Here is a 26919-nt window from a genome sequence, read left to right on the forward strand (position 1 = left end):
AGGAGAACGCGATGAAACAAGCGGCAATCCTGCTCTGCCTGCTGCTCCTGACGGGGTGCGGCAGCGACGCGGCGCCGGCCATCGAGGAGGAGGCCTGGCAGATGGCCACCGTCCAGAGCACGGCGGACAACGGGGCGATCATCGCCTGTGCACCCGGCGAACCCGGCGCCCCCGACACGGCCGAGCAGCTCACGCTGGTCTGCACGGCGTCGGACGGGGTGCTCACGCTGACCGACGGGACCAACGACCGGCAGTATGCGGGAAGCTACCGGCTTGAGCAGAGCGACGCCGGGTCCGCGGTCTACACCGTCACGGTCGGACAGACCGAGGGAATGGCCGTCACGGCCCTGACCCGCTATGCCGACGGGAGCAGCCGCCCCACGCTGATTCTCAGCCTGGACGGATACGCGCTGCACTTTTTCCCGCAGGACGATCAGGCGTGACGCAGCGCGCCCTGGTCGTCGGGCTGCAAATCGAGAATCCCGGCAAAGAGTTCCGCCGCCTCGGAGGTCCGGCCCAGACCGGCGCAGCCCAGCGCCCGCAGATAGTTGCAGTACTGGCGGTTGCGCAGCGCAATGTCATCGGCAAAGACCTCGATCTCGGGCAGCGAGACCGCAAAGAAATCGTAGGCCACCGCATCGAACAGGTGGGTTTCCCCGTAGGTCAGCAGCTTGTGGAAGGCCTTGCGGGCAGCGGCTTCGTTGCCCATCGCACGCTGGGCAAGCCCCTGATAATAGATGAAATCCGACGGCTGGTCGTTGTAGTAGAGCACCCGGCCGGGCTCCTGCGGACCGGAGGCGGCGCGCAGGAAGGCGGCGGCTGCCTCGGGTTCGCGGCCCATCGCCCGCAGGGCGACGCCCTGCCAGTAATCCGCCTCGTTGTCCGGGACGTTGGGCAGTTTGCCCTCGCCCAGGGTGTCGGGGTAGGTCTTGCTCTGCTCCAGCAGCTGCACGGCCCGGTCGTTCTCGCCGCGGTTCAGGCAGTCCTTGGCCAGACGGATCAGCGCATACCGGTACTGGGCGCTGACCTTTCCCTCGCCGCCCTCCCAGGGGTGGAACCGGCGGGTGAGCAGAATCTGCAGCGCCTCCTCACAGCGGCCCTCACAGTTCAGCAGCGTGACATACCGCAGCATCAGGTCATCCCGCTGCTCCACGAGTGCGCGGTTCTCCTCCAGCAGCTGCAGCCGGGCGGCGTTGGAACGGCCCAGCCGGGCGGCCAGCTGGTCGTATTCCAGCAGCAGGCGCGGATAGCCGGGGTCCAGCCGGCGGGCCTGCTCCATCTCCCGCAGGGCGGCGTCGGCGTCGCCCTGTTTGTTGTAGCGCGCAATCGCCAGGTTGCGGTGTACCAGCGCCTGGCCGGGGTCCTGCTGCACCGATGCTTCCCAGTGCGCTATCGCGGCGTCCGCCTGCTTCTTGTCGTACAGCAGGCAGCCCAGCAGGGCATGGGCCCGGGGCGCCCGGCCGAGCAGACGGATTGCGTATTCCAGAATTGCGATCTCCTCCACCCGGTTGGGATAGTACCGGGGCGCCGGCAGCTGTTCGGCGCGCAGACAGCAGGCGCGGGCCACCGCCTCGTCCCCGGCCAGGCCGTGCAGATACCCCTCGTAGTAGGACGGCATCGGGCTCTGCTCGGGGCAGGCCTGCAGGATCTCCACCGCCTCCTCCAGCAGCCCGGCCTTGGCATAGTGCAGCGCCAGGTCCAGGTAGTTGTGCGCCTCCTGCCGCATGACGGTGCGCCAGACCTCCGGCGTTCCGGTCCGGCGGGATTCCTCGTACAGGCAGCCCATCTGCAGCGGGTCAATGGCCAGACTCTCGGCAAGCAGGGCGGTGTTGTCCCGCCCCAGATGCCGCAGCAGCGCGGCTTTCAGGCAGCGGCCGTTCATGTTGTGCCAGTTGCGGACCAGCGACAGCCCGACGAACTCCAGCGCCTGCTCAAAATTGCCGCGCCGCGCTTCCAGACAGGCCAGCCAGTAGAACCCGGCACTCTGGGTCTCGGCGCTCCAGGTGGATTTGTAGAAGGCGTCGTAGGCTTTGCGGTGCTGGCCGTCCGCCTCCAGCGCCAGACCCAGATGGAAGAAGCACGCGCCCTGGTAGGGGTTGGGGTTCTTCCAGGTCTGTTTCTGAACGGCCTTTTCAAAACAGGCGATGCTCTGCCGGATCTGCCCCTGGCGGAAGAGCAGCAGCCCGTAGCCGTCGTTCAGCCGCAGGTCGGTGGGGTCGCGGCGCAGCCCTTCCCGGTAATAGTCGGCCGGGTCGCGGGTGGCGTGGCGGTACTGTTCGAGATGGGTCGCCGCCAGATACAGTTCCTCGGTGGTGCGCAGCTCCTCCGGTGCGCCGAGCGGCTCGGCGGGGGCGGGGATGGGCCGCAGTTCCGGCTCATACATCCGGTAGCGCACCAGGGGGCAGCCCCCGGCCTCCACCGTGACCTCGCAGTCGTGCAGCGTGCCGTCCGCGGCAAAGTCCGCCCCGAACCAGCCCTGCGGCGAGAGGTCGGCGCGCGCCTCATACAGGCAGTCCCCGCCGCGCTGCACCCGGATCACGGCGCCGGGCTGTTCCCCGGTGACATAGACCCGCACCTCGCCGCGGCCGTCGGGAAGAAGCTGCAGACCCACGGCGGCATCCCGGGTGGCGTTGCCCACCCGGCCCACCCCCTTGTAGGGCAGGAAATACTGGACAAAGGTCTTTTCCTCCTGGGGCTTGAGCCAGGAAAAATCCGGCTGATTGTCGGTGAACACGCCGGTCATCAGTTCAATGTACGGCCCGTCCTCGTCGGTCAGGTTGCGGTCCCAGGCGCGGCCGAAATCGCCGTTGCCCCAGGTCCACTGTTTTTTGCCCGGCGCCACATGGTGGTCCGCCACATGAAGCAGCCCGGCCTGGCGGGATTCGTCGTAGTTGCCCACAAAGTCAAAGTCCGAGTGGGCCGCCATGTAGGAGGTCGGGACCGGCACGTTCTTGTAGCGCGAGATGTCCACCCCCGCCGAGTAGTCGCACTTGTAGTATTCGCCGGTCGCAATCGGAAAGGTCGAGACCGCGCGCCTGCCGTGGTCCATGACGGCGTTCACGTCGGGCGGAAAGACCGAGTAGGTGTGATCGTTGACCGGCACCGCGGGGTTGGCCCACCACAGGAAGGTCTGCGGCAGGTCGGTGGGATTGTACAGCCGGCCCCGGATTTCCAGATACGCCTTGCCGGGATACAGGCTGATCGCGGCCATCCCCTTGGTGCCGTACATCTTGTCGGTCTCGCCGACATAGACGGTCACCGAGCCGTCGTCGTGCTCGGCCACGCGGTAGTCCACCGGCGAGAAGGTGGTCGGGCGGTGATGCTGCGGCCAGTTGAATTCAATCCCGCCCGAAATCCACGGTCCGGTCAGCCCCACCAGCGCCGGTTTGACGACGTGGTTGTAATAGACAAAATCATAGCCGTTGGTCTTGTCGAGGGCGCGGTGAATCCGTCCGCCCAGTTCGGGCAGGACCATGACGCGCAGATACTCGTTTTCCAGCCAGACGGCATGGTAGGCGACCTCCCGGCAGACATCCGACACTTTCTCGGTCACCGGCAGCGGATAGACCTTGCCGGTGCTGCCCTGGTAGGCGCGTTTTTCAATGAAAAGCGGATATTTTTCCGGCTCGGCGGCCGGATAGGTCGGAAGAAGAACGGTCTCCTCCCAGATTTTTGCGGCGTGGTTCATCATCAGCAACCCTCTTTCCTGGCAGGGCGGGCTTTCCGCCGCGCCCCGATGCTCCCATTGTACCGCGGACGGCCGGCGGGAAAAATGGCTTATTCTCAAAAATGATGGACAATCTTGCACAGCGGCGCTATACTGTGCGTATGGAACTGCAGATTGAACGAAAACCCGACGGCTTTGCGGGGGAGACCTACATCGTCCTGCCCACCGAAGCCTTCTCGGACTATATCGGGCATCCGCTGGTGCGCCGTCTGTATCTGACGGACGCCGGCTTCTTTCCCCATGCCGCCCACCATTACCGCGAGCGCAGCGAGGGCATTGAGGAATACATCTTCCTGTGCTGTACCAGCGGCCGCGGCGTCGTGGAGGTGCAGGGCCGGACCTTCCCGCTGCGGGACAACGAGGCGCTGTGCATCCCCCGCCTCTGCCCGCACCGCTACTGGGCCGACGAGGAGGACCCCTGGAGCCTGCTCTGGGTGCATTTCCAGGGCGAGGACTGCGGCTATTACCCGCTGGACCGGCCGCAGGTCTGCCGGTTTTCGTCGGCCGGGACGGTCCGCCGGATGGAGTTCCTCTTCAACCAGCTGTTCCGCACACTGGAACAGGACTATACGCTGGGCAATTTCATCTACCTCTCCCAGCTGCTGGCGCTCATCCTGGGCGAAACCTACGCCCGCCGGCAGGAGGACGGCACCACGGCCCGGCAGAACCGGCAGGTCACCCGGGCCGTGCGGTATATGTACCGCCACCTGGACCGGGAACTTACGCTGGCGGAACTCTCCGCCGCGATGGGCACCTCCCCGAGCACCCTCAGCGCGGTGTTCCGGCAATGTACCGGCCATGCGCCGATGGACTTCTTCACCCGCCTCAAGATGAAGCAGGCCTGCCGGATGCTGCGTTCCGGCGGGGAATATGTCTACGAGGTCGCCCGGCAGCTCGGCTACCGGGACCCCTACTATTTCTCGCGGGCCTTCAAGAAGGTGATGGGGGTCTCGCCGCGCAGCTACCAGAACGGCCTCGGCCGGTCCGACCCGCCCGGGGACGAGGAAACCTGACCAACGGAACATTCCGTTGGTTCTTTTTTTGCCGCGGACAAAGCAAGATTGTCCATCTTTTTTCAGGATTTGCCATTGGCGGCGGCGCACCGCCACGGTACAATAAAACCAAAACCGTACAGTGGGGGAGAATGACGATGCAGACAACGATGGATCTTTCGGGCCTCTGGGAAGTGCGGCTGGGCGACGGGGCGCCGGCCACGGTGCATCTGCCCGGCACGCTGGAGGAAAACGGCCTCGGCGAACCCGAAACCCCGGCCCTGGAAAGCCGGCTGACCCGCCGGTTCCGGTGGGAGGGCGAGGCGGTCTTTTCAAGAGAGGTGACGCTGCCCGACCATCCCGGCCGGCGGCTGATCCTGGAAGCCGAGCGCGCCCGGCAGCTCCGGCTTACGGTGGACGGGCAGCCGGTTCCCGCCCTGCAGGGGACGCTGAGCACCCCCTACCTGTTTGAGCTGACCCGCTGGGCGGGGCGCCGGGTGCGGCTCTGCCTGCTCTCGGACAACCGGTATCCGGGCTGGCCGCGGGAGGAGATTGTCCATGCCTCGGCGGCAACCGACGAGACCCAGACCAACTGGAACGGCATTCTGGGTCGGCTGTGCGTGCACAGCGTTGCGGACTTCTGGGTGCGGTCGGTGCGGGTCTATCCCCACGGCCGGACGCTGGACGCGGCGGTGGATCTGGCGGTGTCCCGGCAGGCGCTGGACGCGGTCGGCGACGGTGAACTGGTGCTGGAAGGCCCCGCCCTGGCCCGGCCGTTCTGCCTGCCCCGGCGGGACTGGCAGCCGGAATCGCTGCGGCAGGGGCTTTGCACCCTCTGGTGCCGGGATCTGCCGGTTGCCCCCGAGGCCCCGCTGTGGGAGGAAGCCTGCGGCGCCCTGACGCAGATCACGGCGTCGCTCGTGCTGGACGGCAGGACGGTGTCCCGCGCCCGGGCGGACTTCGGCCTGCGGACCTTCGGGGCGGACGGGGGACGGCTCACCCTCAACGGCCGGGTGTTTCTGCTGCGCGGGGAGGCCAACTGCTGCGTCTTTCCCGAGACCGGCCACCCGCCCATGACGACCGGGGCCTGGCGGGAGATTCTGGGCCGCTACCGGGCCTACGGGGTCAACTACCTGCGGTTCCATTCCTGGTGCCCGCCCGAGGCGGCCTTTGCGGCGGCTGATGAACTGGGAATGCTGCTCCAGCCCGAACTGTCCGACTGGAACTGCACCAACGCGCTGGAAACCCCGCACAGCGCCGCGTATTACGAGGCGGAACTGCGGCAGATCCTCTTCTGCTACGCCAACCACCCCTCCTTTGTCATGCTCACGCTGGGCAACGAACTCTGCACCGGCGAGGAGGGACACCGCCGGATGGCGGAGCTGGTCCGGCTGGCCCGGCAGCTGGACCCCACCAGACGGTATGCCGGGTCCTCCAACGGCCAGTACGGGGAACAGGGGTATGACGGCGTCAGCGACTTCTACACTGCGGCGGCGTATGAGGACCGGATGCTCCGCGCCACAAGCTCCCCGATGATCGGGCATCTGAACCGGTGCCGGCCCGGCACCCGGCAGAATTACCGGGAAGCCGCCGCCCAAACCGGCGGGGTGCCGGTGTTCGGCTTTGAGGTGGGCCAGTACGAGAGCTGGCCGGATTTTGACCAGATTGACCGGTTCCGGGGCATCACCATCCCGGAAAACCTCCGGGCCATCCGCCGCCGTGCCGAACAGACCGGGGCGGCGGCATACTGGCAGGCGGGCGTGCAGGCCAGCGGGGAGCTGGCGCTGCGGTGCTACCGCGAGGAGGTCGAGGCCGTGCTGCGCACGCCCGGAATGAGCGGGCTCTCGCTGCTCGGCTTGCAGGATTTTCCGGGGCAGGGGACGGCGCTCGTCGGCATGATGGACGCGCACCTCACCCCCAAGCCCGCCGACTTTGCCAGACCGGAGCGGTTTGCGGCCTTCTTTGCGCCGGTGGTGCTGCTGGCCTGCTTTGACCGCTATACCTACGAGGCCGGCGAGTGGTTCACGGCGGATCTGCGGGTGGCCAATTACGGCCGGCAGACGCTGGCGGGGCCGCTCTGCTGGCGGATTGCCGAAGGCCGGACCATCCTCGGACAGGGAACGCTGGACGCCCCGGCCGGATGGCCGGCGGGCGGCCTGCGGGAGGCGGGCAGCATCCGGTGGCAGATGCCTGGCGATGCGCGTCCCCATGCCCTGACGCTCGAACTGTCCGCCGGGGACCTCAGCAGCCGCTATCCGCTGTGGAGCTATCCCTGCGCTAAGGCAGCACCCGCCGTGCTGCGCCGCCTGACCGAGGCAGACCTGCGGCGGATCGAGGCGGGGGCCAATGCCCTGATCGACCTGCCCGCCGACGGCACGGAATGCCCGGCGTCGGTGCGCTGCCAGTTCAGCACCGATTTCTGGTCGGTGGGCACCTTCCCGGACCAGGAAGGCACGATGGGGCTGCTGATCCGGGCGGAACACCCGGCCCTCAAGGACTATCCGACCGGGACCGCTTCAAACTGGCAGTGGTGGACCCAGTCCCACGGCCGGGCTTTCCGGCTGCCCCGCACGATCGAGCCGGTCGTCCGGGTGCTGGACAGCGTGACCCGGCTGGACAACCTGGGTCTGCTGTGGGAGGCCCGGCTCGGGAAAGGCCGGCTGCTTGTCAGCGGCATGGACCTTGCGGGGCACCTTGAGTTTCCCGAATGCCGCTACCTGCTGGAATGTCTGGCCGCCTACCTCGACGGACCGGCCGCTTCCATGGCCGCCGTCACGCCGGAGGAGCTGCGCCGGCTGATCCGGGTATCGCCCCGGTAAAATCCCGACAAGGAGAATTATGATGCACGTTGGATTTGAACCCTATCACAGATCCGAAATCCTGCACGGACACCTGCATCTGGGCGGAAGCAACCCCGGCGGGGAGCGGATCGAAGTCAACAGTCTCTGCCTGACCCGGGGCGGACAGCCCTGGCTGCCCGTCATGGGCGAGTTCCATTTTTCCCGCTGCGACCCTGCACAGTGGCAGACCGAGCTCTGCAAGATCAAGGCGGGCGGCGTCACGATGGTCTCCACCTATCTGTTCTGGATTCACCACGAGGAGCGGGAAGGGGAGCTGCGGTTCTCCGGCCGGCTGGACGTGCGCCGGTTCGTGCTGTGCTGCCGCCGGGCCGGGCTGGATGTGGTGCTGCGCATCGGCCCCTGGGCCCACGGCGAATGCCGCAACGGCGGATTCCCCGACTGGCTGCTGCACAAGGGCATCCCGCTGCGGCAGAACCACCCGGCCTACCTGGCGCTGGTCCGGGCCTGGTACCGCAGCATCTACCGGCAGATCCGCGGCCTGCTCTACCGCGACGGCGGGCCGATCGTCGGCATCCAGCTGGAAAACGAGCTGGTGGACAACAGCGACCACCTCGCGGCGCTCAAACGGATCGCGGTGGAGGAAGGGTTCGAGGTGCCGCTCTACACCGTCACGGGCTGGAACGCGGTCAGCGGGGCGCGTATCCCGACGGCGGAGGTGCTGCCGGTCTTTGCGGCCTATCCCGACGCCCCCTGGACCCAGCACCGCGATCCGCTGCCCCTCTCGCCGCAGTATCTGTTCAACCCCACCCGCAACGACACGGCGGTGGGCGCCGACCTGCTGCACACCGCCGCGCCGGACGGCTGGCAACTGCCCTATGACCGCTACCCCTTCGCCACCTGTGAGATCGGCGCGGGCCAGCAGTCCACCTACCACCGCCGGGTGCGGATCTCCGGCATGGACGCCTACGCCCTCTCGCTCGTCAAGCTGGGGTGCGGCAACAACCTGATCGGGTACTATATGTACCACGGCGGCACCAACCCCATCGGCCGGGACTCCACCCTGCAGGAATCCCGCGCCACCGGCTACCCCAACGACTACCCGATCCTCAACTATGACTTTGCCACGGCGCTGAGCCAGTACGGCGAAACCCGCCCCCAGTACCGGTGGCTCAACCTGCTCCATCTGCTGGCCGCCGACTTCGGCAGCGAGCTGGCCCGCATGGAATATGTCAGTTCCCTCACCCATCCGACGCCGGAGGACCGGCAGACGCTGCGCTGCTGCCTGCGGACGGACGGGACCGCCGGCTTCGTCTTTGTCAACCATCACCAGCGGCACGCGGCGCTCTGCCCGGTGTCCGATGTCGTGCTGGATACCGGCACGGTGTGTTTCCCGCCCATCACGGTGGCGGGGAACCTGGCCTTCCTCTTCCCGTTCGGGCTCTCGCTGGGCGGCCGGACGCTGCGCTGGGCCACCGCCCAGCCGATCTGCCGGTCCGGCGATACCTGGTTCTTTGCGGCCATCCCCGGCATCCCGGCCCGGTACCGGTTCGCGGACGGCACGCTGGTCACGGCCGGGCAGGGAATCGCGGTGCAGACGGCGGGTCCGGTCCGGCTGGTCACCCTCCCGCTCGGGCAGGCGCTCTGGCTGCGGCGGCTTGGGCAGCGCATCGTCCTCGGGCAGGGATGCGACCTCTACGAGGAGGACGGCACCATCCGCGCCGTGCAGCCAGGGAGTTTCCGGTACCTGCTGTGGCAGGACGACCACTTTGTCCCGCGGGAGGAAACGCGCTCCTTCACCCCGGCGCAGCTCACCATGACCCCCTGCCCGGAACCGTTTGTGCCGCCGTATGAGGAGGAACTCTGCCTCGGCGGCCGGGTGCCCCGCCATTGGTACCGGCTGGAGGTCTCGGGCAGCGAAGGGTTCCTGCGCTTCCCGCAGCGCTGCGATGTCGCCCAGATCTATGCCGACGGGGCGCTGGCGGCGGACAATTTCTACAACGGCGAGCCGTGGCGGGTGCCCGCCTCGCTGCTGTACGGCCGGCAGTGTTATCTGGTCATGACGCCGCCCTCCGATGCCGTGTTCATGGACCCCTGACAGCAAAAACCGCCTGACCGCACATTCCGTGCAGCCGGGCGGTTTTTGCAATAGGGGAAGAAACAGTGAAAATGTCGGGTCGGTTACCGGAGCTTCCAGGCCAGATCGGCCAGGAACAGGTCATGCTCCAGCGCTTCCGGGGTGGTGTCCTTGCCGATGTGCACAAACTCAATGTCCATCATGTTGGCCCAGTCGTGCATCTGTTCGGCGGTCACGTCGTAGCTCAGCACCGTGTGGTGCGCACCGCCCGCCGTGATCCAGCACTCTACGCCGGTCGTCAGGCTGGGCAGGGCCTTCCACATCACGCGGGCCACCGGCAGGTTGGGCATCGGCAGAATCGGCTTGACGCACTCGATGTCCTGGCAGATCAGCCGCAGCCGGCCGCCCATGTCGATCAGGCTCACGACGATGGCCTTGCCTGCCTTGCCCTCAAAGACCAGCCGGGCGGGGTCCTTCTCGTTCATGCCGATGCCGAGGGGATGGGTCTCGATGCGGGGCCGCTGGGCCGCGCAGCAGGGACAGACCTCCAGCATATGCGCGCCCAGGCTGTACTCGGCGCCGGGCACCAGGTTGTAGGTGTAATCTTCCATGAAGAGGGAACAGCCGTTGCCGCCCTCGCCCATCGCTTTGAGGATGGCGGTCATCGCGGCCACCTTCCAGTCGCCCTCGCCGCCGTAGCCGTAGCCCTGCGCCATCAGGTGCTGGCTGGCCAGACCCGGCAGCTGCTCCATGCCGTACAGGTCCTGGAAGGTGTTGGAGAACGCCTGGCATCCTTCGGCATCCAGCATCTTCTTGATGGCGATCTCCTCACGGGCCTGGTAGCGGATGGCGCCGATGTCATCCGTCGCAAAGTCGTAGCTGGCGCGGTAGACTTCCATCAGGGCGTCAATCTCGGCGTCGGTGACTTCGTTCATCACCTGGACCAGGTCGCCCACGGCCCAGGTGTTGACCTGCCAGCCCAGCTTGGCCTGGACCTCCACCTTGTCGCCCTCGGTCACGGCGACCTCGCGCATGTTGTCGCCGAACCGCATGACCTTCAGCTGGCGGGAGACCGCCACGCCGACGGCGGCGCGCATCCAGCGGCCCAGACGCTTCTGGACTTCCTCATCCTGCCAGTACCCGGCGATGATTTTGCGCGGCATCCGCAGCCGGGCCGCCAGGAACCCGTGCTCCCGGTCGCCGTGGGCGGCCTGGTTCAGGTTCATGAAATCCATGTCGATCTCCTCGTTGGGGATCTCGCGGTTGTACTGGGTGGCAAAATGGCAGTAGGGCTTCTGCAGATTCACAAAGCCGTTGATCCACATCTTGCTGGGACTGAAAGTGTGGCACCAGGTGATGATGCCCGCACAGCGGGGGTCGTAGTTGGCCTCGCGCACCACGTCGGCAATCTCCTGGTTGGTCTTGGCCGTGACCTTGTAGACCATCCTGCAGGGCAGATTGCCCGAGGCGTTCAGCAGATCCGCCATCTCGGCGGCACGGCGGGCCACGGTCTCCAGCACCTCGGGACCGTACAGAAACTGACTGCCCACCACAAACCAGAATTCATATTCCTGCATACGCATTATCAAAACCTCCTTGTTACGGCAGTGCGTCGATGGCGGCGCGTTCCACCGCCAGACAGCGGATGTATTGTTTCATAAACGCGGCAAATCCGCGGGTGTCCCGGGCATCGGGCTGCACGGTGCTGCCGACGGCCCCCGCAAAGATGCGGCGGTGCAGATACTGTTCCAGCGTTTCGCCTTCCGCCCGGTGCAGCCGGTAGCCCGCCAGCAGCGCCATGCCCCAGGGGCCGCCCTCCCCGGCGGTCTGCATCACCGAGACCGGCACGCCCAGCGCTCCGGCCAGCAGTTTCTGGCCCACCACCGGGACCTTGAACAGTCCGCCGTGGCCCAGCAGATGATCCGCCGTGACCTGTTCCTCCTCGAACAGGATGTCCAGCCCGTATTTCAGCGTGGCCAGACAGGCGTACAGCTGGACGCGGGCAAAGTTGGCCAGCGTGAACCGGGCGTCGGGGCGGCGCACCAGGAGCGGCCGTCCGTCCGGCAATCCGGTCACCGGCTCGCCCGAAAAACAGTTGAAATTCACCAGCCCGCCGCAGTCGGGGTCCCCTTCGAGGGCCTTGCGGTAAAACAGGGTGTACAGCTCATTCCGGCTCAGCGTCGCCCCGGCGGCCGCCGCCATCTCGCCCAGCAGCCTGACCCAGTCGTCCAGATCGGAGGTGCAGGTGTTGCAGTGGACCATGGCCACCGGCCGCCCGTCCGGCGTCGTGACCAGATCAATCTCGGGATGTACCTTTGCCAGCGGCTTTTCCAGCACCACCATGGCAAAGACGCTGGTGCCGGCGCTGACGTTGCCGGTCCGCACGGCCACACTGTCGGTGGCGGCCATGCCGGTGCCGGCATCTCCCTCCGGCGGGCAGAGCGGAATGCCGGCGCCCAGCGTGCCCGTCGGGTCCAGCAGCCGCGCCCCCGCCTCGGTCAGGGTGCCGGCGTCCTGACCGGCGCAGAGTACCCGGGGCAGCAGATCCCGCAGATGGCAGTGCAGCCCCGCCCCGGCCAGCAGCTCGTCAAAGGAGGCCAGCATCCCGGCATCATAGTCGCAGGTGCGGCTGTCAATCGGAAAAACGCCCGACGCATCCCCGATGCCCAGGACCTTCTGCCCCGTGAGCTGCCAGTGCAGATAGCCCGCCAGCGTCGTCAGGAAGTCCACCTGCCGGACATGGTCCTCCCCGTTGAGGATGGCCTGGTAAAAGTGCGCCACCGTCCACCGCTGCGGAATGTTGAACCGGAACCGCTCGGTCAGTGCCTCGGCCGCGGCCCGGGTCGTCGTGTTGCGCCAGGTGCGGAAGGCGGTCAGCGGACGGCCCTGCCGGTCAAAGGGCAGGTAACCGTGCATCATCGCCGAGACCCCCAGGGCGCCCACCGTCCGCAGCGGTTCGCCGAAGGCCGCTTCATAGTTGCGGGCCAGATCGCGGAAGGCGTGCTGTACGCCGGTCCAGACCTCGTCGAGGTGGTAGGTCCAGTACCCGCCTTCAAAGCGGTTCTGCCAGTCGTGGGCGCCGGACGCCAGCACGGTACCGTCCGGCCCGGCCAGCACCGCCTTGATGCGGGTCGAACCGAGTTCCAGGCCCAGAGAAGTGGATTTTTGTTCAAGTTTCTGCATAGGATCACCGCCTGTCGGAAATGGGAATTGACACGGCCGCGGGGGCCGTTTACAATACAGGAAAAAGGGGGAATGGTTCGTGCGTGCGGTCTTTGACAAAGGGGAGCTGCTGGTGCTGCTGCGGGATTTTTATGAGCTGACCGGCCTGCGCACCGTCGTCTTTGACGAGTGGGGGATGGACATTCTGTCCTACCCGCAGCAGCTGCCGGACTACTGCCGTCTGGTGCGCGCCACCCCCCAGGGCGAGATGGGCTGCCGCCTGTGCGACCAGAAAGCCTGCCGCCAGGCCCGGCAGGAAAAGACCACCTGGATCTATCCCTGCCACGCCGGCCTCATCGAGGCCATCACGCCCATCCAGATCGACGGCGTGGTCGTGGGGTATCTGCTGCTCAGCCATATCGTGCAGGGCGCCGACGAACAGGCTGAATGGCAGCGCGCCTGGCAGCTCTGCGCCGGGTATCCGATTCGTCAGGAGGAACTCTACCGGGCCTACCGGCAGCTTCCCCGCACCCCGTACCAGCGGCTGCGGGCGGCGTGCGACCTGCTCGCCCTCTCGGCCCGGGCGCTGTGTCAGGTCCACATGGCCCGCCTTGTGCCGGGCAGCCCGGCCGAAACACTCAACCGCTTCCTGGCCGATCACCTGGCCGAGGACCTGTCCAGCGACCGCATCTGCGCGGCGCTCGGCATGGGCCGCACCGCGCTGTACCAGCTCTCCAAGGAAACCTACGGCTGCGGCATCAACGAGTCGGTCCGCCGGCTGCGCATCCAGCGCGCCATCCGCCTGCTGACCACCACCCGGCTGACCAACAACCAGATCTGCCAGCAGATCGGCATAGCGGACTACAACTACTTTTTCCGCGTCTTCCGCCGCCAGACCGGCTTCACGCCCCAGGCCTACCGCCGCCAGTTCTCAGGTACCGACTGACGGGGCACTTCTGCTCCTATCATACCCCCGCCGCCCCCTGCCCGTATAGTGACAGATGTTCGGATTGCTGGATTTTTGTTCGCAAATCGTTGTCGGCACAGCAAAAGCCCCCCGGCCGGATGGCCGGGGGGCTTTGCCGTTCACTGGCAGCTGTCGCAGCAGGGGCGGTGCTCGACGATCTCTTCCTCGCGCACCGGCGGCTGATCGATCCAGGCCAGCGCCTCGTCGATGTCAAAGGTCTTGCGGCCGTCCTCCCGCACAAACAGCGGGATGCCGATGCCGCCGCGCTCCCGCACCGGGGCAAACACCGGGTCGTGGTCGCGCAGCGCCAGAAATTCCTTCAGATTGGCCGTGTCGGCCGTGATGTCGATGAACTCCGCCTCAAACCCGCGGCTGGCCTGGATGGCCTGGTAATTGCGGCAGTCAATGCAGATGTGTGTTCCGTATACTTTCATGGATAACCCCTCCTGTCGGTTTCAGTATAAGCCCGGCGGCGCCTGTCTGCAAGCGGTCCCGCAAAATACATTTTGTATTCTTTGCATAAAATAAAACACTATGTTTTTTGCATCGGCGCCAGGAAAGTTTTGACTTTGTGGTTCTGACAACATACTTTCCGGCGTGGGACAGATATGATAAGGGCGTTATCCGGCGGAAAACGGTTGCAGCGAATGAGTAAAACCGGGCCGGAAGACAAACACTGAATACACCGGGAGGTTATCGAATGAACGTCAAGATGAAGAATATTGCGCAGTCCGAAGTGCTGACGCTGAAGGATGAAATCTCGTACCAGAAAGGCCAGGTGGTCAGCAAGACGCTGGCCCAGAATGATGCGGTGAGCATCACGCTGTTTTCCTTTGACAAGGGCGAGGAGATCAGCACCCATGCCGCGGGCGGCGACGCCTTTGTGACCTGTCTGGACGGTGTGGGCAGGATTGTGCTGGACGGCACCGAGTACCTTCTGCACGAGGGCGAGTCCATCGTGATGCCTGCCGGCCATCCCCATGCCGTCAGCGGCGCCGAGATGTTCAAGATGCTGCTGGTGGTTGTATTCTGAACCAAAGGAGAACACCCATGAACGAGAAGATGTTTTGTTACCAGTGCCAGGAGACCGCCGGCTGCAAAGGCTGCACGATGGTGGGCGTCTGCGGCAAGCAGCCCGATGTGGCGGCCATGCAGGACCTGCTGGTGTATGTGAGCAAGGGGCTGTCCGCCGTGACGACAGCGCTGCGCCGGGAAGGGCAGACCGTCCCCGCCGGGATCAATCACCTGATCACGCTGAACCTGTTCACCACCATCACGAATGCGAACTTTGACCGCGAGAGCATCGAGGCGCGCATCCGTGCCACGCTGGAGGCGCGGCAGGAGCAGCTGGCCCGGCTGAACCGCCGGGACGGCCTGCCCGAGGCGGCTCTGTGGGACGGCAGCGGCGACTGGGAGGAGAAGGCCCGGACGGTGGGCGTCCTCTCCACCCGGGACGAGGACATCCGCTCGCTGCGGGAGCTCATCACCTACGGACTCAAGGGCCTGTCGGCCTATTCCAAGCACGCCAACGTGCTGCTTCAGGACGACCCCGAGGTGGATGCCTTCCTGCAGCGGGCGCTGGCCGCGACGCTGGACGACAGCCTGACCGTGCAGGACCTGGTGAACCTGACGCTGGAAACCGGCAAGTACGGCGTGGCGGGCATGGCGCTGCTGGACAAGGCCAACACCGAGGCTTACGGCAACCCCGAGATCACCCGTGTGTCGCTGGGCGTGCGCGGAAATCCGGGTATCCTCGTGTCGGGGCATGACCTGCGCGACCTCGAGATGCTGCTCGAACAGACCCAGGGCACCGGCGTGGATGTCTACACCCATTCCGAGATGCTGCCCGCCCACTATTACCCGGCCTTCAAGAAATACCCGAACTTTGTGGGCAACTACGGCAACGCCTGGTGGAAACAGAAGGAGGAGTTCGAGGCCTTCCACGGTCCGATCCTCATGACGACCAACTGCATCGTCCCGCCCAAGGACAGCTACAAGGACCGGCTGTACACGACCGGGGCGGCGGGGTATCCGGGCTGCCCCCACATTCCGGGCGGCATCGGCGAGACCAAGGACTTCTCCCGCATCATCGAGCAGGCCAAGACCTGCCCGCCGCCCGCCGAGCTGGAAACCGGCGAGATCGTCGGCGGCTTTGCCCATGCCCAGGTCTTTGCGCTGGCGGACCGCATCGTGGAGGCCGTGAAGAGCGGCGCCATCCGGAAGTTCGTCGTCATGGGCGGCTGCGACGGCCGCGCCAGAAGCCGCGAGTATTACACCGAGTTCGCCCGGGCCCTGCCCCGCGATACCGTCATCCTGACGGCCGGCTGCGCCAAGTACAAGTACAACAAGCTGGCGCTGGGCGACATCGGCGGCATTCCCCGGGTGCTGGACGCCGGCCAGTGCAATGACTCCTACTCGCTGGCCCTGATTGCCCTCAAGCTCCAGGAAGTGTTCGGGCTGGACGACATCAACGACCTGCCCATCGTCTACAACATCGCCTGGTATGAGCAGAAAGCCGTCATCGTGCTGCTGGCCCTGCTCTCTCTGGGAATCCACAACATCCATCTCGGCCCCACGCTGCCGGCCTTCCTCAGCCCCAACGTGACCAAGGTGCTGGTCGAACAGTTCGGCATTGCCGGGATCGGCAGTGTCGAGGAGGATCTGCGCCTTCTGATCGGCGAATAAACAAGAAAGCCCCCGGCACCGCAAGGCGCCGGGGGTTTTGGAATCATGCGGGATCGTCGGTCTCCTCACACGGGTAACGGATGCCCATCTGGGCCCGCAGATGATCCATCTGCTCCATCATGTGGACCGTCTCGCGGTGGGGCATCGAAGGACATTCCGACAGCCCCCGGCGGATGCAGTCCACCGTCTCGCGCACCTCGTACTCGTAGCCGGTCAGCTGGGGCGGACAGGCAATCTCCTCGATCAGACGGCCGGTGTCATCCACCATCCGCAGCCCCTGGGGGTTGTTGATGTTGTCCACCATCAGATACCCCTTTGTGCCGTAGATCACGCCGTACCGGTCGGACACCGCGTTCGCCGCGGCCGTCAGGTTGGCCACCCGGCCGTCCTTCCAGGTCAGCGTGATGCAGTCCGTCATATCCACGCCGTTCGCGTTCTTGGTGCACAGACCCCGGACCTCCTCGGGGCGGCCGAACACCATCTCGGCAAAATGCAGCGGGTACAGCCCCACATCCAGCAGCGCGCCGCCGGCCAGCTCGGGCAGGATGATGCGCTGTTTGCCGGTCATCTCATAGCCCAGATTGGCGGTCAGCAGCCGGGGCTCGCCGATCTTTCCGGATTCCACCGCCTCCCGGATGATGCGCCGCATCGGCTGATACCGGGTCCAGATGGCCTCGGTGACCAGCACGCCCCGGGCCCAGGCGTAGCGCAGGGCGTCCTCGGCCTGGCGGGCACTGACCGTGAAGGGCTTCTCGCACAGGATGTGCTTGCCGTGGTCGGCGCAGAGCTTGATGTGGCGGTAATGCAGCGAGTGGGGCGTGGCAATGTAGACAACCTCCACCGCGGGGTCCCGCAGCATCTCCTCATAGCTGCCGTAGGCTTTCGGCACGTTGTGCTCGGCGGCAAAGGCGCGGGCGCGGCCGATGTCCCGCGCCGCAACGGCATACAGCTCGGCCCCGGTTTCGCCCTGCTGCGCCATCCGGCACAGCGTGTCCGCCATGACGGCGGCGATGAATCCGGCACCCAGAATTCCAAATTTCATAGACGGTTCCTTTCTGTTCGGCGCGGCCCGGGTCAGTGGCCGGCGGGTTTCTGTTCCACCAGTTCCTTCTCGGTGGTGCGGTCGGCGTGGAGCAGCGTGAGGAAGATGATCCCCAGCGGGATCATGGTGAGCCAGATGGCCCGGCCCACCAGCAGATGGCAGAAGACCGTGCCCGTCACGGCGCCCAGGATGAAGAAAAACAGCATCCCGCAGTGGCGGGCCAGCTTGCGGCGGTGGGATTTGTCGGCGCTGTGGCGGTGCCGCAGCTCCTTGGCCAGCCCGACGCCGATCTGCCGGATGTGGTTGGTGGCAAAGGTGGTGGCCACCGGAACGCCCTCGGCCTGCCGGAAGGTGTTGTACTGCATCGAGGCCACAAAGTTGATGACGACCTGGCAGATCTGAACCGGTGCGGTCTCGGGCAGGAACCCCAGCCCCAGCACCGCGATCATCTCAATCAGCATCAGCACGGTGTCCCACCGGACGTTGAACCGGTGCTTGATCGGGTTGGGCAGCAGCTCCGACACGAACGCGCCGAGAATGTAGGCCGAGATCGGGACCAGATAATACCCCGCCTTTGCCCATTCGGCGGACCCCAGCGCCAGGCCCATCAGCACGACGTTGCCGGTCTGGGCGTTGCAGAATACGTTGCCGCGCAGCAGATAGGTGTAGGCACCCCAGAACCCCGCGACGGCGATCAGTGTGAAATAGACCCAGTTCCTCTCACAGGTCAGGTAATGCGGTTCGGCAGGATGTTGTTCTTTCACGATATGCGCCCTTTCTACAGTTCAGTTCCCTTTTATTATACACGGCCATACGAAAGGCGCAAGCCAAATATGGCCGCCCCGGCAGCAAAAACGGCGCCCTCCGGTAACCGGAGAGCGCCATTTTGCGGTGCGTGTCAGCGGGCATGCCACCGCTCGGTCCAGGGCTCACCCTGGACTTCGTGCAGGTACACATAGGCCTCCGCCTCGCGGAGCGTGCCGCCGCACAGGACCCGGACCGGGCTGCGCCGGTACAGCGAGCCCTCCTCCTCGTAGAGGTCCATCTGCTCCACCGTCTGGTCGTCGGTGTACCACAGTTCGCCCCATACGGTGCCGCCGGGCTGCGCGACAATGCCAGGGTACCGCCCCAGATCGTACAGCGCGTAGCCGTCAAGACGGGCAGGCCCCGCGAACACGGCGCCCTCCAGACGGTTGTCGGCGCACTGACCGGTCATCAGTGTGCCGTAAACAAAAACCGGACGATTGTTCATCCTCGTCACCCCCGCCGACAGTATAGCACAAAGCAGGCCCCGGGTCCACCGACAGTTGCAGATCGGCGCGCCGCATGGTACACTCAAAGAAAACGGGACCGCCTGGTCCGAAGGAGCGTGGCAGTATGTTGGCCTATACCTATGTCGAACACGGAAAATTTGAGCTGCGGGACAAACCCCGGCCGGTCCTGCGGGATGCGCGGGATGCCATCGTCCGGGTGACGCTGGCCAGCATCTGTACCAGCGACCTGCACATCAAGCACGGTTCGGTGCCCCGGGCGGTGCCGGGCATCACGGTGGGACACGAGATGGTCGGCATCGTGGACGAGGTGGGCGAGGCGGTGACCGCCGTCCGCCCCGGGGACCGGGTGACCGTCAATGTCGAGACCTTCTGCGGGGACTGCTTTTTCTGCCGCAACGGCTGGGTCAACAACTGCACCGACCCCGAGGGCGGCTGGGCGCTGGGCTGCCGGATTGACGGCGGCCAGGCCGAGTATGTCCGGGTGCCCTACGCCGACCAGGGGCTCAACCGCATCCCCGACGGCGTCACCGACCGGCAGGCGCTGTTTGTCGGGGACGTGCTGGCCACCGGGTACTGGGCGGCCCGCATTGCCGAGATCCATCCCGGCGACACCGTGCTGATCCTGGGGGCCGGCCCCACCGGCCTGTGCACGCTGCAGTGTGTGCAGCTGCTGCAGCCGGGGCGCATCATTGTCTGCGACCGGGACCCCGGGCGGCTGGCGTTTGTGCGCGCCCATGCCCCGCAGGTGCTGGCCGTCCCGCCCGAGGGCCTGCCGGAGGTTGTCCGTGCCAACAGCCGCCACGGCGGCGCCGATGCGGTGCTGGAGGTGGCGGGCAGCCCCGACACCTTCCGCCTGGCCTGGGAATGTGCCCGGCCCAACGCCGTGGTGACGGTGGTGGCCCTCTATGACGAACCGCAGACGCTGCCGCTGCCCCGGATGTACGGCAAGAACCTGACCTTCAAGACGGGCGGCGTGGACGGCTGTCACTGCGGCGAGATCCTGGACCTGATCGCGGCGGGCCGGCTGGACACCACGCCGCTGATCACCCACACCTTCCCGCTGCGGGAGATCGACCGCGCGTATGATCTGTTTGAACATCACCGCGACGGCGTGCTCAAGGTCGCCATCGAGTGCGGGAACGCCGATGCAACAAAGTGACAGGCAGGGCCGGGGCGTTTTCTCCATGGGCAAAACGTCCCGGCCGTGGTATGATACAAAGCGGGCCGCAGGCCCGCAAAATCCGATGGGGAGTGCTGTGACGTGGAGATTGCTTTTCTTCTGCCGGGGCAGGAACGCTGGGTTCCGGTCAGCGGCGGTGTCCGTTATGATTACTGTTCGGAGCGCGGGGAGTATTTTTCCTGCGTTGCCAGGACCGCGGAGGCCGCGCAGGCAGTCTGTGAGGACTGGATGATGCGCCGCGAACGCTATTGAACCCGCCGCTCAACCGCGCCGACCTCATTGCCCTGTGCGGCCGGCTGCCCGACAGTTACGAGGACTATCCCTTCGACGACCCCAACTGGACGGTGATGCGGCACCGCACCAACCGGCGGTCCTACGCGCTGATCTTTGAGCGGCAGGGCCGGCTGTGGGTCAACGTCAAGGCGGAACCGGCCTGGGGCGATTTCTGGAAACAGACCTACCCGGCCGTCGTGCCCGCCTACCATATGAACAAGCGCCACTGGATCGGCATTGTGCTGGACGGCAGCATGACCGCCGACCAGATCTTTGACCTGATCGCCGAGAGCTATCGGCTGACCGCGCCGCGCGCCGCCAAATCCCGCTGAACTGGCAGACTTCCCGGAACTTTCCCGGGAAGCCTGTATTTTTTGTGGAAAAAGTTGCCGGAACGCTTGTGCCAATGCCTGCGGTACGCTATGATATAGGGGAGGGAAAAAATTACCGGCTCTGCTCCAGATACGCCCCGGTGGTCAGCACCTCGGTGTGGGGCACCGTCAGGTAGGAGACAATGGCTTCGGCCTGCGCCTCGGATTCCGGCGTCACGCCGGCCACCGCGTCGGTCAGATAGACCATCCGGTGCCCCAGATCAATGCCCGCCAGCACGGTGGACAGCACACAGCATTCCGCCACCACGCCGGTCACCACCACCCGGTCGGCCCGGGCCGCGGCCTCCCGCACCTCTGGAATCGAAAAGGACGAATAGACCGACTTGTCGAGCAGCGGGTACCGCTCCAGATAAGGGGCCATCTCGGGCAGCATCGCGTTGGCAAAGGCGTCGGCGTTGACGGCCGCATTCACACGGTTGTATTCCCGCCACATCCCTTCCGGCTGCGCGGGCGGCACAAAGCGGGTGAACAGGACCTCGCCGCAGACGCCGGCATCCAGCAGCCTGCGGATGTTGCGGACGGCCTGCCGGATATGGCAGCAGGCCCAGGGCTGGCCCTCGGTGTAGACGTTCTGCAGATCAATCACCAGCAGCAGATCATGGTTGGACATGGCGGACTCCTCCTTTGTTTCGCGCCGCACCAGACGGCATTTTCAGATCCAGTATACCGCACCGCGCCGGGAATTGACAAGGTTTGACTTTTGACGGCGGAGGTGTTACTTTAATAACAATACCGGAGAAACTAAACAAAACACCACAAAATATTCAAAAAGGAAGCGATTGTCATGGCCGTTCGTATGGCACATATTCAGCTGCCGGAGGATCTCGGCATTGAGGACGCGATCCTGCCCGGCGATCCGGCCCGGGTGGACCGGGTGGCGGCGCTGCTGGAGCAGCCCGAGGAACTGATGTTCAACCGGGAGTACAAGAGCGTCCGCGGACTCTGGAAGGGACGCCCGGTGCTCATCATCTCCACCGGCATGGGCGGTCCGTCCACGGCGATTGCCGTCGAGGAGCTGGCCCGCACCGGTGTGCGGCAGATGATCCGCATCGGCAGCTGCGGCGCTCTGACCCCGACGCTGGATCTGGGCGATCTGGTGCTGGTCTGCGGCGCGGTGCGGGACGACGGCACCTCGGCGGGGTATCTGCCCGCCGAATACCCCGCCGTGCCCGACCTGGACCTGCTCAACGCCTGCCGCACGGCGGCCCAGCGGCAGCAGGCACCCTATCAGATCGGCATTGCGCGCAGCCATGACTGCATGTACCGCGACGACAACCCCGCCCTGTACGAGACCTGGTCCCGCCGCGGCGTCATCGCCTCCGACATGGAGACCGCGACCATGCTGGTCGTGGGCCGGCTGCGGGGCGTGCGCTGTGCGTCCATCCTCAACGTGGTGGCGGGCTTCCACAAGAACGTCGCCGAGAGCGTGGGCCGCTACCAGAACGGCGAGCAGGCGGCTGCCGCCGGTGAGCATCTGGAAATCTGCACGGCGCTCGATGCGCTGGATGTGTTTCATCAAGGATCTTCCCGGGCCTGAACCGGAAGAATATAAAGGAGGAATATCCCGTGAATCTGTTCAAGACCAAATTTGATGCGGCAACGATCGTTCTGATCCCGGCCTGCATCGGCATCAACTATCTGGGCAAGATGTTCGCCAGCCTGCTCAAACTGCCCCTCTGGCTGGATTCCATCGGCACCTGCATCGGCGGCTGCCTGGGCGGCCCCATCATCGGCGGCATCTGCGGCGCGGCCAACAACCTGATTTACGGGTTGACCGCCGGCGACAACATCACGCTGATCTATGCGCTGACCAGCCTGGGCATCGGCCTGGCCGCCGGCATCATGGCGCGCCTGGGCTTCATGAAGTCCTTCCCCAAGGCGCTCATCACCGCCTGCGTGGCCGGCTTTGTGGCCGTGCTGATCTCCACCCCGCTCAACGTCATCTTCTGGGGCGGCACCACCGGCAATGTCTGGGGCGATATGGTGTTCGCCGCCACCCAGGCCGCCGGCCTTTCCACCCTGCTGGGCTCCTTCCTGGATGAGATCGTCGTCGATGTCCCCGACAAGATCATTACCCTCATCGTTGTCTACTTTGTCCTCAAGGGCCTGCCCCGCAAACTGACGGCCCTCTACGACGCCAACGCCAAGATCGAACACCTCGAGTAAGCTATGAAAAGTATCAGTCTTTATGTGGATAACGGCAGCTGGCTGTGCAAGGTTCATCCCTTTACCAAGCTGGCGTACATTGCCACGGCCATCAGTGTGCCGCTGCTGGTGGGCAAGCTGTCCTTTTTTGCCATCTTCATCGCCCTCAGTCTGGCGGTGCTGGCCAGCGGCAGGCTGCTCAAGCGGGTGGTTCCGCTGGTAGCCTTCTCCTTCACGATCCTGATCACCATCTTTCTGATCCACGGCCTGTTCAACCAGAGCAACCGCAACATCCTGTTCAGCATCGGACCGCTGCACTTTTACCGCGAGGGTCTGCTGTATGCGCTGCACATCGGCTGCAACGTTCTGAACATGCTGCTCTCCTTTGCGATTCTGGTGCTCTCGGCCAAGCCCTCCGAGCTGGTCGAGGAACTGGAAAAGCGCGGTTTCTCCCGCCGGATGGGCTACATCATCACCTCGGTGTTCCAGATCGTGCCCCAGATGACCGGCACGATGAACACCATCACCGATGCCCAGCGCAGCCGCGGCCTGGAAACCGAGGGCAGCCTGCTGACCCGCGCCAAGGCTTTCCTGCCGCTGATCTCGCCGGTGGTCATGAGCTCGCTCATCAACACCCGGGAACGCGCGGTGGCGCTGGAAGTGCGCGGATTTGCCGCCAAACAGAAAAAGACCTACCTTGCCGACCGCACGCCGCACCGCGGGGATACCCCCATCACCGTCGTGCTGCTTGCCATGATTGCGGCCGCACTGCTGTGGAGGATTGTCCAATGCCTGTGATTGCTGTGGAAAACCTCAAATACCGCTACCCCAACACCGAGTCGCTGGCCCTGGACGGGCTGAGCTTCACGGTCGAGAAGGGCGAGTTCATCGGCATTGTCGGTGAGAACGGCGCGGGCAAAAGCACCCTGAGCCAGGCCCTGATCGGTCTGGTGCCCCAGTTCTACAAGGGCGCCTACGGCGGCCGTGTCCTGATCGAGGACCTGCCCGCCGAGACCACCCCCATCTCGGAACTGTGCTGCAAGGTGGGCCTTGTCTTTCAGAACCCCTTCAACCAGCTTTCCGGCGCCAAGGACAACGTCTATGAGGAAGTTGCCTTCGGAATGCAGAACCTGGGCGTCCCCCGGGAGGAGATGCACCGCCGCGCCGAGGAAGCCCTCAAACTGCTGGACATCTGGCAGTACCGCGACCGCAACCCCTTTGACCTGTCGGGCGGCCAGATGCAGCGCGTGGCCATCGCCAGCGTGCTGGTCATGAACCCCGACATCCTGGTGCTGGACGAACCCACCTCCCAGCTGGACCCGCAGGGCAGCGAGGAAGTGTTCCGCACTGTGGACAAGCTGGCCCGCAGCGGCATCACCATCCTGATGATTGAGCAGAAGATCGAGAAGATCGCCGCCTACTGCGACCGCATCCTGCTGCTGCACAAGGGCCGGCAGATCGCCTTTGATACCCCGCAGAAGATCTTCTCCCGCACCGACCTCGAGGAGCTGGGGGTGCAGCCCCCCGCCTTCACGCGGATCTGCCGTGCGCTGGGCGCCGCCCTGCCGGACGGCAGCTATCCCGTCACGGCCGAGGAGGCCGCCGGCCGCCTGCACCGCGTCGAGTCCATCCAGCCGCCGCCCGCCGTCCCCGTGGAGACCCGCCCCGTTCTCTTTGAGATCGAAAAGCTGCGCTTCTCCTACCGGCCCGGCACACCGGTGCTCCATGAAATCAGCCTGACGCTGGACGCCCGTCCCACCGCCATCATCGGCCAGAACGGCGCCGGCAAGACGACGCTTGTCAAGCTGCTCAAGGGCCTGCTCCGGCCCGAAGGCGGCGTCATCCGGTTCCGCGGCGAGGACATCGCCGGGCGCACCGTCGCATCGCTGGCCGCCCAGGTCGGCTATGTGTTCCAGAACCCCGACGACCAGATCTTCCGTTACAACGTCCTCGACGAGGTCATGTTCGGCCCGCTGAACATCGGCATGGACGAAAAGACCGCCCGGGAAAAGTCCCGCGAGGCGCTCGCCATGACCGGCCTGGCCGGCCTGGAGGACCGCAACCCCTACGACCTCGAACTCTATGAGCGCAAGATGGTGGCCATCGCCTCGGTGCTGGCCATGGACCCCGACGTGCTGATCCTGGACGAGCCGACCATCGCCCAGGATGTGCGCGGCCGCCGCCGCATCGCCGAGATTGTCCGCACCCTGTCGCAGCGCGGAAAGCTGGTGCTGGCTATTTTGCACGATATGGATTTTGTGGCCGAATGTTTTGAGCGGGTCATCGTCATGGCCCAGGGCCGTGTCGTGGCCGAAGGCACGCCGCGCCGCGTCTTTTCGGACGCCGAGGCATTGCAGGCCGCCCGTCTGGACCCGCCCCACGTCACGCAGCTCTGTACCCGTCTGGGGTACGAGGGCGTCTTCCTGACCGTCGAAGAGTTCCTGCACGCCTGCGGCAGGGACTGATCCGCCTGCCCCGGACCCCCGCCGTTCGGCATGACCGGCGAGGGTCTGGGAAGGTGCGCCCATCCATCAAAAATACGGCACGCCGGAAAGCGCAGAAGGCTTTTCCGGCGTGCCGTTTTGTTTACCAGCGCGGCGCCGTCAGCGGACAGTGCATGTCGCTGCGGGCGGCGCGCATCTCCACATAGCAGCCGCACTGCATGCAGGTGCCGTTTTGCAGCGCCTCGCAGTCCCGGCAGCAGGCAAGCCGCGTCTCGTACAGCGCGTCGGGGGTGCGCAGACGGCGCGGCATCGTGGCGCGGTACCGCTCCACACTCCGCAGATAGTCATTCTCCCCGGTCATGTCCCGCAGCAGACAGCGGCAGACCTTGGGCTGGGTGGCTTCCTCCATGGCAGACTCCTTTCACTCGGCATCCAGTTCGACGACGGCGCCGGGGCAGTCCTCCAGCAGCGCCGGACGGCCGCTCCAGTCGCCCGGTCCGCCCGACCGCACCCGGCAGTCCCGCACCCGCAGCCCCTGCACACAGCGCGCATACAGCGCCGGAATCTCATGGGGGTACAGATGCCGCGCCGACGGCTGTTCGTCAAACAGCCCGCCGGGCTGGGTGCCCTGGCGGCAGAGCGTCAGGTCCACCGCCTCGGCCCGGATGTTGTACAGCGGGGCGTAGGATTCCCCCGCAAAGAACAGGCAGCTCTCCGCCTTCATCGTGATGTGGTCAAAGCTGACGTTGCGGATCACGCCGGGAAAGTTGTCCTGCCCGGCCCGCCGGGTCGCGTTGACAAAGAGCGCCTCGCCCTTGCCCCACCAGCCCGGGGCCCCCGGCACCGCATAGCGGTCGGCATACCGCCGCACGGCCCCGACCAGATGGTGGACCTGGATGTTCTCGACGGTGCCGCCGTCCCGCACCCAGATGCCGACGGCCCGGGAACAGTCCTCCACCAGACAGTCCCCGAAGGTGATGTTGCGGATGTCGCCGCAGGTCTCGGTGCCGATCTTCAGGGCGGAATCCCGGGAGTGCAGCACACAGTTCGTGATGGTCACGTTGCAGCAGGGCCCGTACCGGCGGGTCATCGGCCCGGTCGCCTTGACGACGATCGCATCGTCGCCGGTGTGGATCAGACAGCCGCTGATGATCACATCCTGGCAGCAGTCCGGGTCAATGCCGTCGTTGTTGGCGCCCCGGTCATCGTTGAGGATGCGGATGTCCCGGATGCGCACGCGGCGGCATCCCGCCATGTGCAGCGTCCAGAAAGCCGCATCCCGCAGCGTCACGTCCCGGATCGTCAGGTCGGTGATGTCCTCCAGCAGGATCATCCGCGGGCGGAACGCCGCCGCGGCCTTGGGACATTCCCCGAACCCGTTGTCCTCGTTGCGGTCAAAAAATACCCGGCGCCCCTGCCCGTCAATGACGCCGCTGCCCGAGATCGTGATGTCCTGCCCGCCGCAGGCCCCCAGAAAAAAGCCGCCGTTCCAGCCGTCCATCGCGTCGTCGGCGTCGGCATGGCGGAACGGGCGGATGTCCTCGGGCCGCAGGCTGGACTGCAGCACCGCGCCGCTGCACAGATGCAGCTCCACATGGGAGCGCAGCATCACGCTGCCGCTGAGAAACCGCCCCGCCGGCACCATGACCCGGCCTCCGCCCGCCTGTGCGGCGGCATCCACCGCGGCCTGGATGGCGGCGGCACAGTTGGTCACGCCGTCCGCGACGGCGCCGTATTCGGTGATCCAATACTCCTGCATCA

The 26919-nt window shown here is 65.7% G+C and carries 24 protein-coding genes; 14 read left to right on the plus strand and 10 right to left on the minus strand.

What is annotated here, in order from left to right; genetic code table 11:
* The first annotated feature begins 11 nt into the window (after positions 1–11).
* Positions 12–443 carry a hypothetical protein gene (locus tag U0L91_RS03720; RefSeq protein WP_330044889.1) on the plus strand — a complete coding sequence of 144 codons (432 nt, stop codon included), beginning with the start codon at positions 12–14 and terminating at the stop codon, positions 441–443.
* On the opposite strand, the gene U0L91_RS03725 is transcribed toward U0L91_RS03720, so the two are convergent.
* Complete coding sequence (locus U0L91_RS03725) at positions 434–3691, minus strand: DUF5107 domain-containing protein (RefSeq protein ID WP_330044890.1); 3258 nt, start codon at positions 3689–3691, stop codon at positions 434–436. The two genes, U0L91_RS03720 and U0L91_RS03725, sit on opposite strands and share 10 nt — an antisense overlap.
* Before the next feature lie 137 nt (positions 3692–3828).
* Between U0L91_RS03725 and U0L91_RS03730 the strand changes: the two genes are divergently transcribed.
* The 3 genes from U0L91_RS03730 (at position 3829) to U0L91_RS03740 (ending at position 9615) form a co-directional block, all read left to right on the plus strand.
* Complete coding sequence (locus U0L91_RS03730; protein WP_113998994.1) at positions 3829–4740, plus strand: AraC family transcriptional regulator; 912 nt, start codon at positions 3829–3831, stop codon at positions 4738–4740.
* A 131-nt stretch (positions 4741–4871) separates the two neighbouring features.
* Positions 4872–7538 (plus strand): glycoside hydrolase family 2 TIM barrel-domain containing protein, encoded by a 2667-nt coding sequence (locus U0L91_RS03735; protein WP_330044891.1) that lies wholly within the window; start codon positions 4872–4874, stop codon positions 7536–7538.
* A 19-nt stretch (positions 7539–7557) separates the two neighbouring features.
* Positions 7558–9615, plus strand: coding sequence for a beta-galactosidase (locus U0L91_RS03740; RefSeq protein WP_330044892.1), 2058 nt, complete (start codon positions 7558–7560; stop codon positions 9613–9615).
* A gap of 83 nt (positions 9616–9698) precedes the next feature.
* Here U0L91_RS03740 and araA read toward each other — a convergent pair whose 3' ends face one another.
* Positions 9699–11177: an L-arabinose isomerase gene (araA, locus tag U0L91_RS03745; protein ID WP_330044893.1), complete on the minus strand. Its 1479-nt coding sequence runs from the start codon at positions 11175–11177 to the stop codon at positions 9699–9701.
* A gap of 16 nt (positions 11178–11193) precedes the next feature.
* Positions 11194–12777 (minus strand): xylulokinase, encoded by a 1584-nt coding sequence (locus tag U0L91_RS03750; protein ID WP_330044894.1) that lies wholly within the window; start codon positions 12775–12777, stop codon positions 11194–11196.
* A gap of 79 nt (positions 12778–12856) precedes the next feature.
* Between U0L91_RS03750 and U0L91_RS03755 the strand changes: the two genes are divergently transcribed.
* Positions 12857–13702, plus strand: coding sequence for a PocR ligand-binding domain-containing protein (locus U0L91_RS03755; RefSeq protein WP_113998947.1), 846 nt, complete (start codon positions 12857–12859; stop codon positions 13700–13702).
* Positions 13703–13842: 140 nt separating this feature from the next.
* Here U0L91_RS03755 and U0L91_RS03760 read toward each other — a convergent pair whose 3' ends face one another.
* Complete coding sequence (locus U0L91_RS03760; RefSeq protein ID WP_330044895.1) at positions 13843–14157, minus strand: hypothetical protein; 315 nt, start codon at positions 14155–14157, stop codon at positions 13843–13845.
* A 266-nt stretch (positions 14158–14423) separates the two neighbouring features.
* Between U0L91_RS03760 and U0L91_RS03765 the strand changes: the two genes are divergently transcribed.
* Together U0L91_RS03765 and hcp are read left to right on the plus strand one after the other, a co-directional pair.
* Positions 14424–14756 carry a cupin domain-containing protein gene (locus U0L91_RS03765; RefSeq protein WP_113998949.1) on the plus strand — a complete coding sequence of 111 codons (333 nt, stop codon included), beginning with the start codon at positions 14424–14426 and terminating at the stop codon, positions 14754–14756.
* A 17-nt stretch (positions 14757–14773) separates the two neighbouring features.
* Positions 14774–16408 carry a hydroxylamine reductase gene (gene hcp, locus U0L91_RS03770; protein WP_330044896.1) on the plus strand — a complete coding sequence of 545 codons (1635 nt, stop codon included), beginning with the start codon at positions 14774–14776 and terminating at the stop codon, positions 16406–16408.
* A 43-nt stretch (positions 16409–16451) separates the two neighbouring features.
* On the opposite strand, the gene U0L91_RS03775 is transcribed toward hcp, so the two are convergent.
* The 3 genes from U0L91_RS03775 to U0L91_RS03785 all read right to left on the minus strand — a co-directional run bounded on the left by U0L91_RS03775 (position 16452) and on the right by U0L91_RS03785 (position 18702).
* Complete coding sequence (locus tag U0L91_RS03775) at positions 16452–17450, minus strand: Gfo/Idh/MocA family protein (protein ID WP_330044897.1); 999 nt, start codon at positions 17448–17450, stop codon at positions 16452–16454.
* Positions 17451–17482: 32 nt separating this feature from the next.
* Positions 17483–18214, minus strand: a complete 732-nt coding sequence (locus U0L91_RS03780) for a YoaK family protein (protein WP_242979462.1) — start codon at positions 18212–18214, stop codon at positions 17483–17485.
* 134 nt (positions 18215–18348) lie between these two features.
* The gene (locus U0L91_RS03785; protein ID WP_113998953.1) at positions 18349–18702 is read right to left on the minus strand and encodes a gamma-glutamylcyclotransferase family protein; all 354 of its coding nucleotides are present in this window, start codon (positions 18700–18702) and stop codon (positions 18349–18351) included.
* Positions 18703–18827: 125 nt separating this feature from the next.
* Between U0L91_RS03785 and U0L91_RS03790 the strand changes: the two genes are divergently transcribed.
* The 3 genes from U0L91_RS03790 (at position 18828) to U0L91_RS03800 (ending at position 20509) form a co-directional block, all read left to right on the plus strand.
* On the plus strand, positions 18828–19883 hold the full coding sequence (locus tag U0L91_RS03790; protein ID WP_330044898.1) for an alcohol dehydrogenase: 1056 nt from the start codon (positions 18828–18830) through the stop codon (positions 19881–19883).
* Between the two features lie 102 nt (positions 19884–19985).
* Entirely contained in the window at positions 19986–20156 is a 171-nt protein-coding gene (locus tag U0L91_RS03795) for a DUF3873 family protein (protein ID WP_113998955.1), read from the plus strand.
* Positions 20153–20509 carry an MmcQ/YjbR family DNA-binding protein gene (locus U0L91_RS03800; RefSeq protein WP_199488070.1) on the plus strand — a complete coding sequence of 119 codons (357 nt, stop codon included), beginning with the start codon at positions 20153–20155 and terminating at the stop codon, positions 20507–20509. The genes U0L91_RS03795 and U0L91_RS03800 overlap by 4 nt, the downstream gene beginning before the upstream one ends.
* Positions 20510–20621: 112 nt before the next feature.
* On the opposite strand, the gene U0L91_RS03805 is transcribed toward U0L91_RS03800, so the two are convergent.
* Complete coding sequence (locus U0L91_RS03805; RefSeq protein ID WP_330044899.1) at positions 20622–21179, minus strand: cysteine hydrolase family protein; 558 nt, start codon at positions 21177–21179, stop codon at positions 20622–20624.
* Positions 21180–21353: 174 nt separating this feature from the next.
* Here U0L91_RS03805 and U0L91_RS03810 point away from each other — a divergent pair, with 174 nt between their 5' ends.
* The 4 genes from U0L91_RS03810 to U0L91_RS03825 are packed head-to-tail and all read left to right on the plus strand — an operon-like array spanning position 21354 to position 25179.
* Positions 21354–22106: a nucleoside phosphorylase gene (locus tag U0L91_RS03810; protein ID WP_330044900.1), complete on the plus strand. Its 753-nt coding sequence runs from the start codon at positions 21354–21356 to the stop codon at positions 22104–22106.
* Positions 22107–22135: 29 nt separating this feature from the next.
* Positions 22136–22735: an ECF transporter S component gene (locus U0L91_RS03815; RefSeq protein ID WP_113998958.1), complete on the plus strand. Its 600-nt coding sequence runs from the start codon at positions 22136–22138 to the stop codon at positions 22733–22735.
* A 3-nt stretch (positions 22736–22738) separates the two neighbouring features.
* Positions 22739–23512 carry an energy-coupling factor transporter transmembrane component T family protein gene (locus U0L91_RS03820; RefSeq protein WP_330044901.1) on the plus strand — a complete coding sequence of 258 codons (774 nt, stop codon included), beginning with the start codon at positions 22739–22741 and terminating at the stop codon, positions 23510–23512.
* Positions 23503–25179 (plus strand): ABC transporter ATP-binding protein, encoded by a 1677-nt coding sequence (locus tag U0L91_RS03825; RefSeq protein WP_113998960.1) that lies wholly within the window; start codon positions 23503–23505, stop codon positions 25177–25179. The genes U0L91_RS03820 and U0L91_RS03825 overlap by 10 nt, the downstream gene beginning before the upstream one ends.
* Positions 25180–25300: 121 nt before the next feature.
* On the opposite strand, the gene U0L91_RS03830 is transcribed toward U0L91_RS03825, so the two are convergent.
* Together U0L91_RS03830 and U0L91_RS03835 are read right to left on the minus strand one after the other, a co-directional pair.
* Positions 25301–25567: a DUF6171 family protein gene (locus U0L91_RS03830; RefSeq protein ID WP_330044902.1), complete on the minus strand. Its 267-nt coding sequence runs from the start codon at positions 25565–25567 to the stop codon at positions 25301–25303.
* Between the two features lie 12 nt (positions 25568–25579).
* Positions 25580–26917, minus strand: a complete 1338-nt coding sequence (locus U0L91_RS03835; RefSeq protein ID WP_330044903.1) for a glycoside hydrolase family 28 protein — start codon at positions 26915–26917, stop codon at positions 25580–25582.
* Between the last annotated feature and the right edge of the window lie 2 nt (positions 26918–26919).

It is taken from the genome of Gemmiger sp. (assembly GCF_036306485.1).
GTDB lineage: Bacteria > Bacillota > Clostridia > Oscillospirales > Ruminococcaceae > Gemmiger.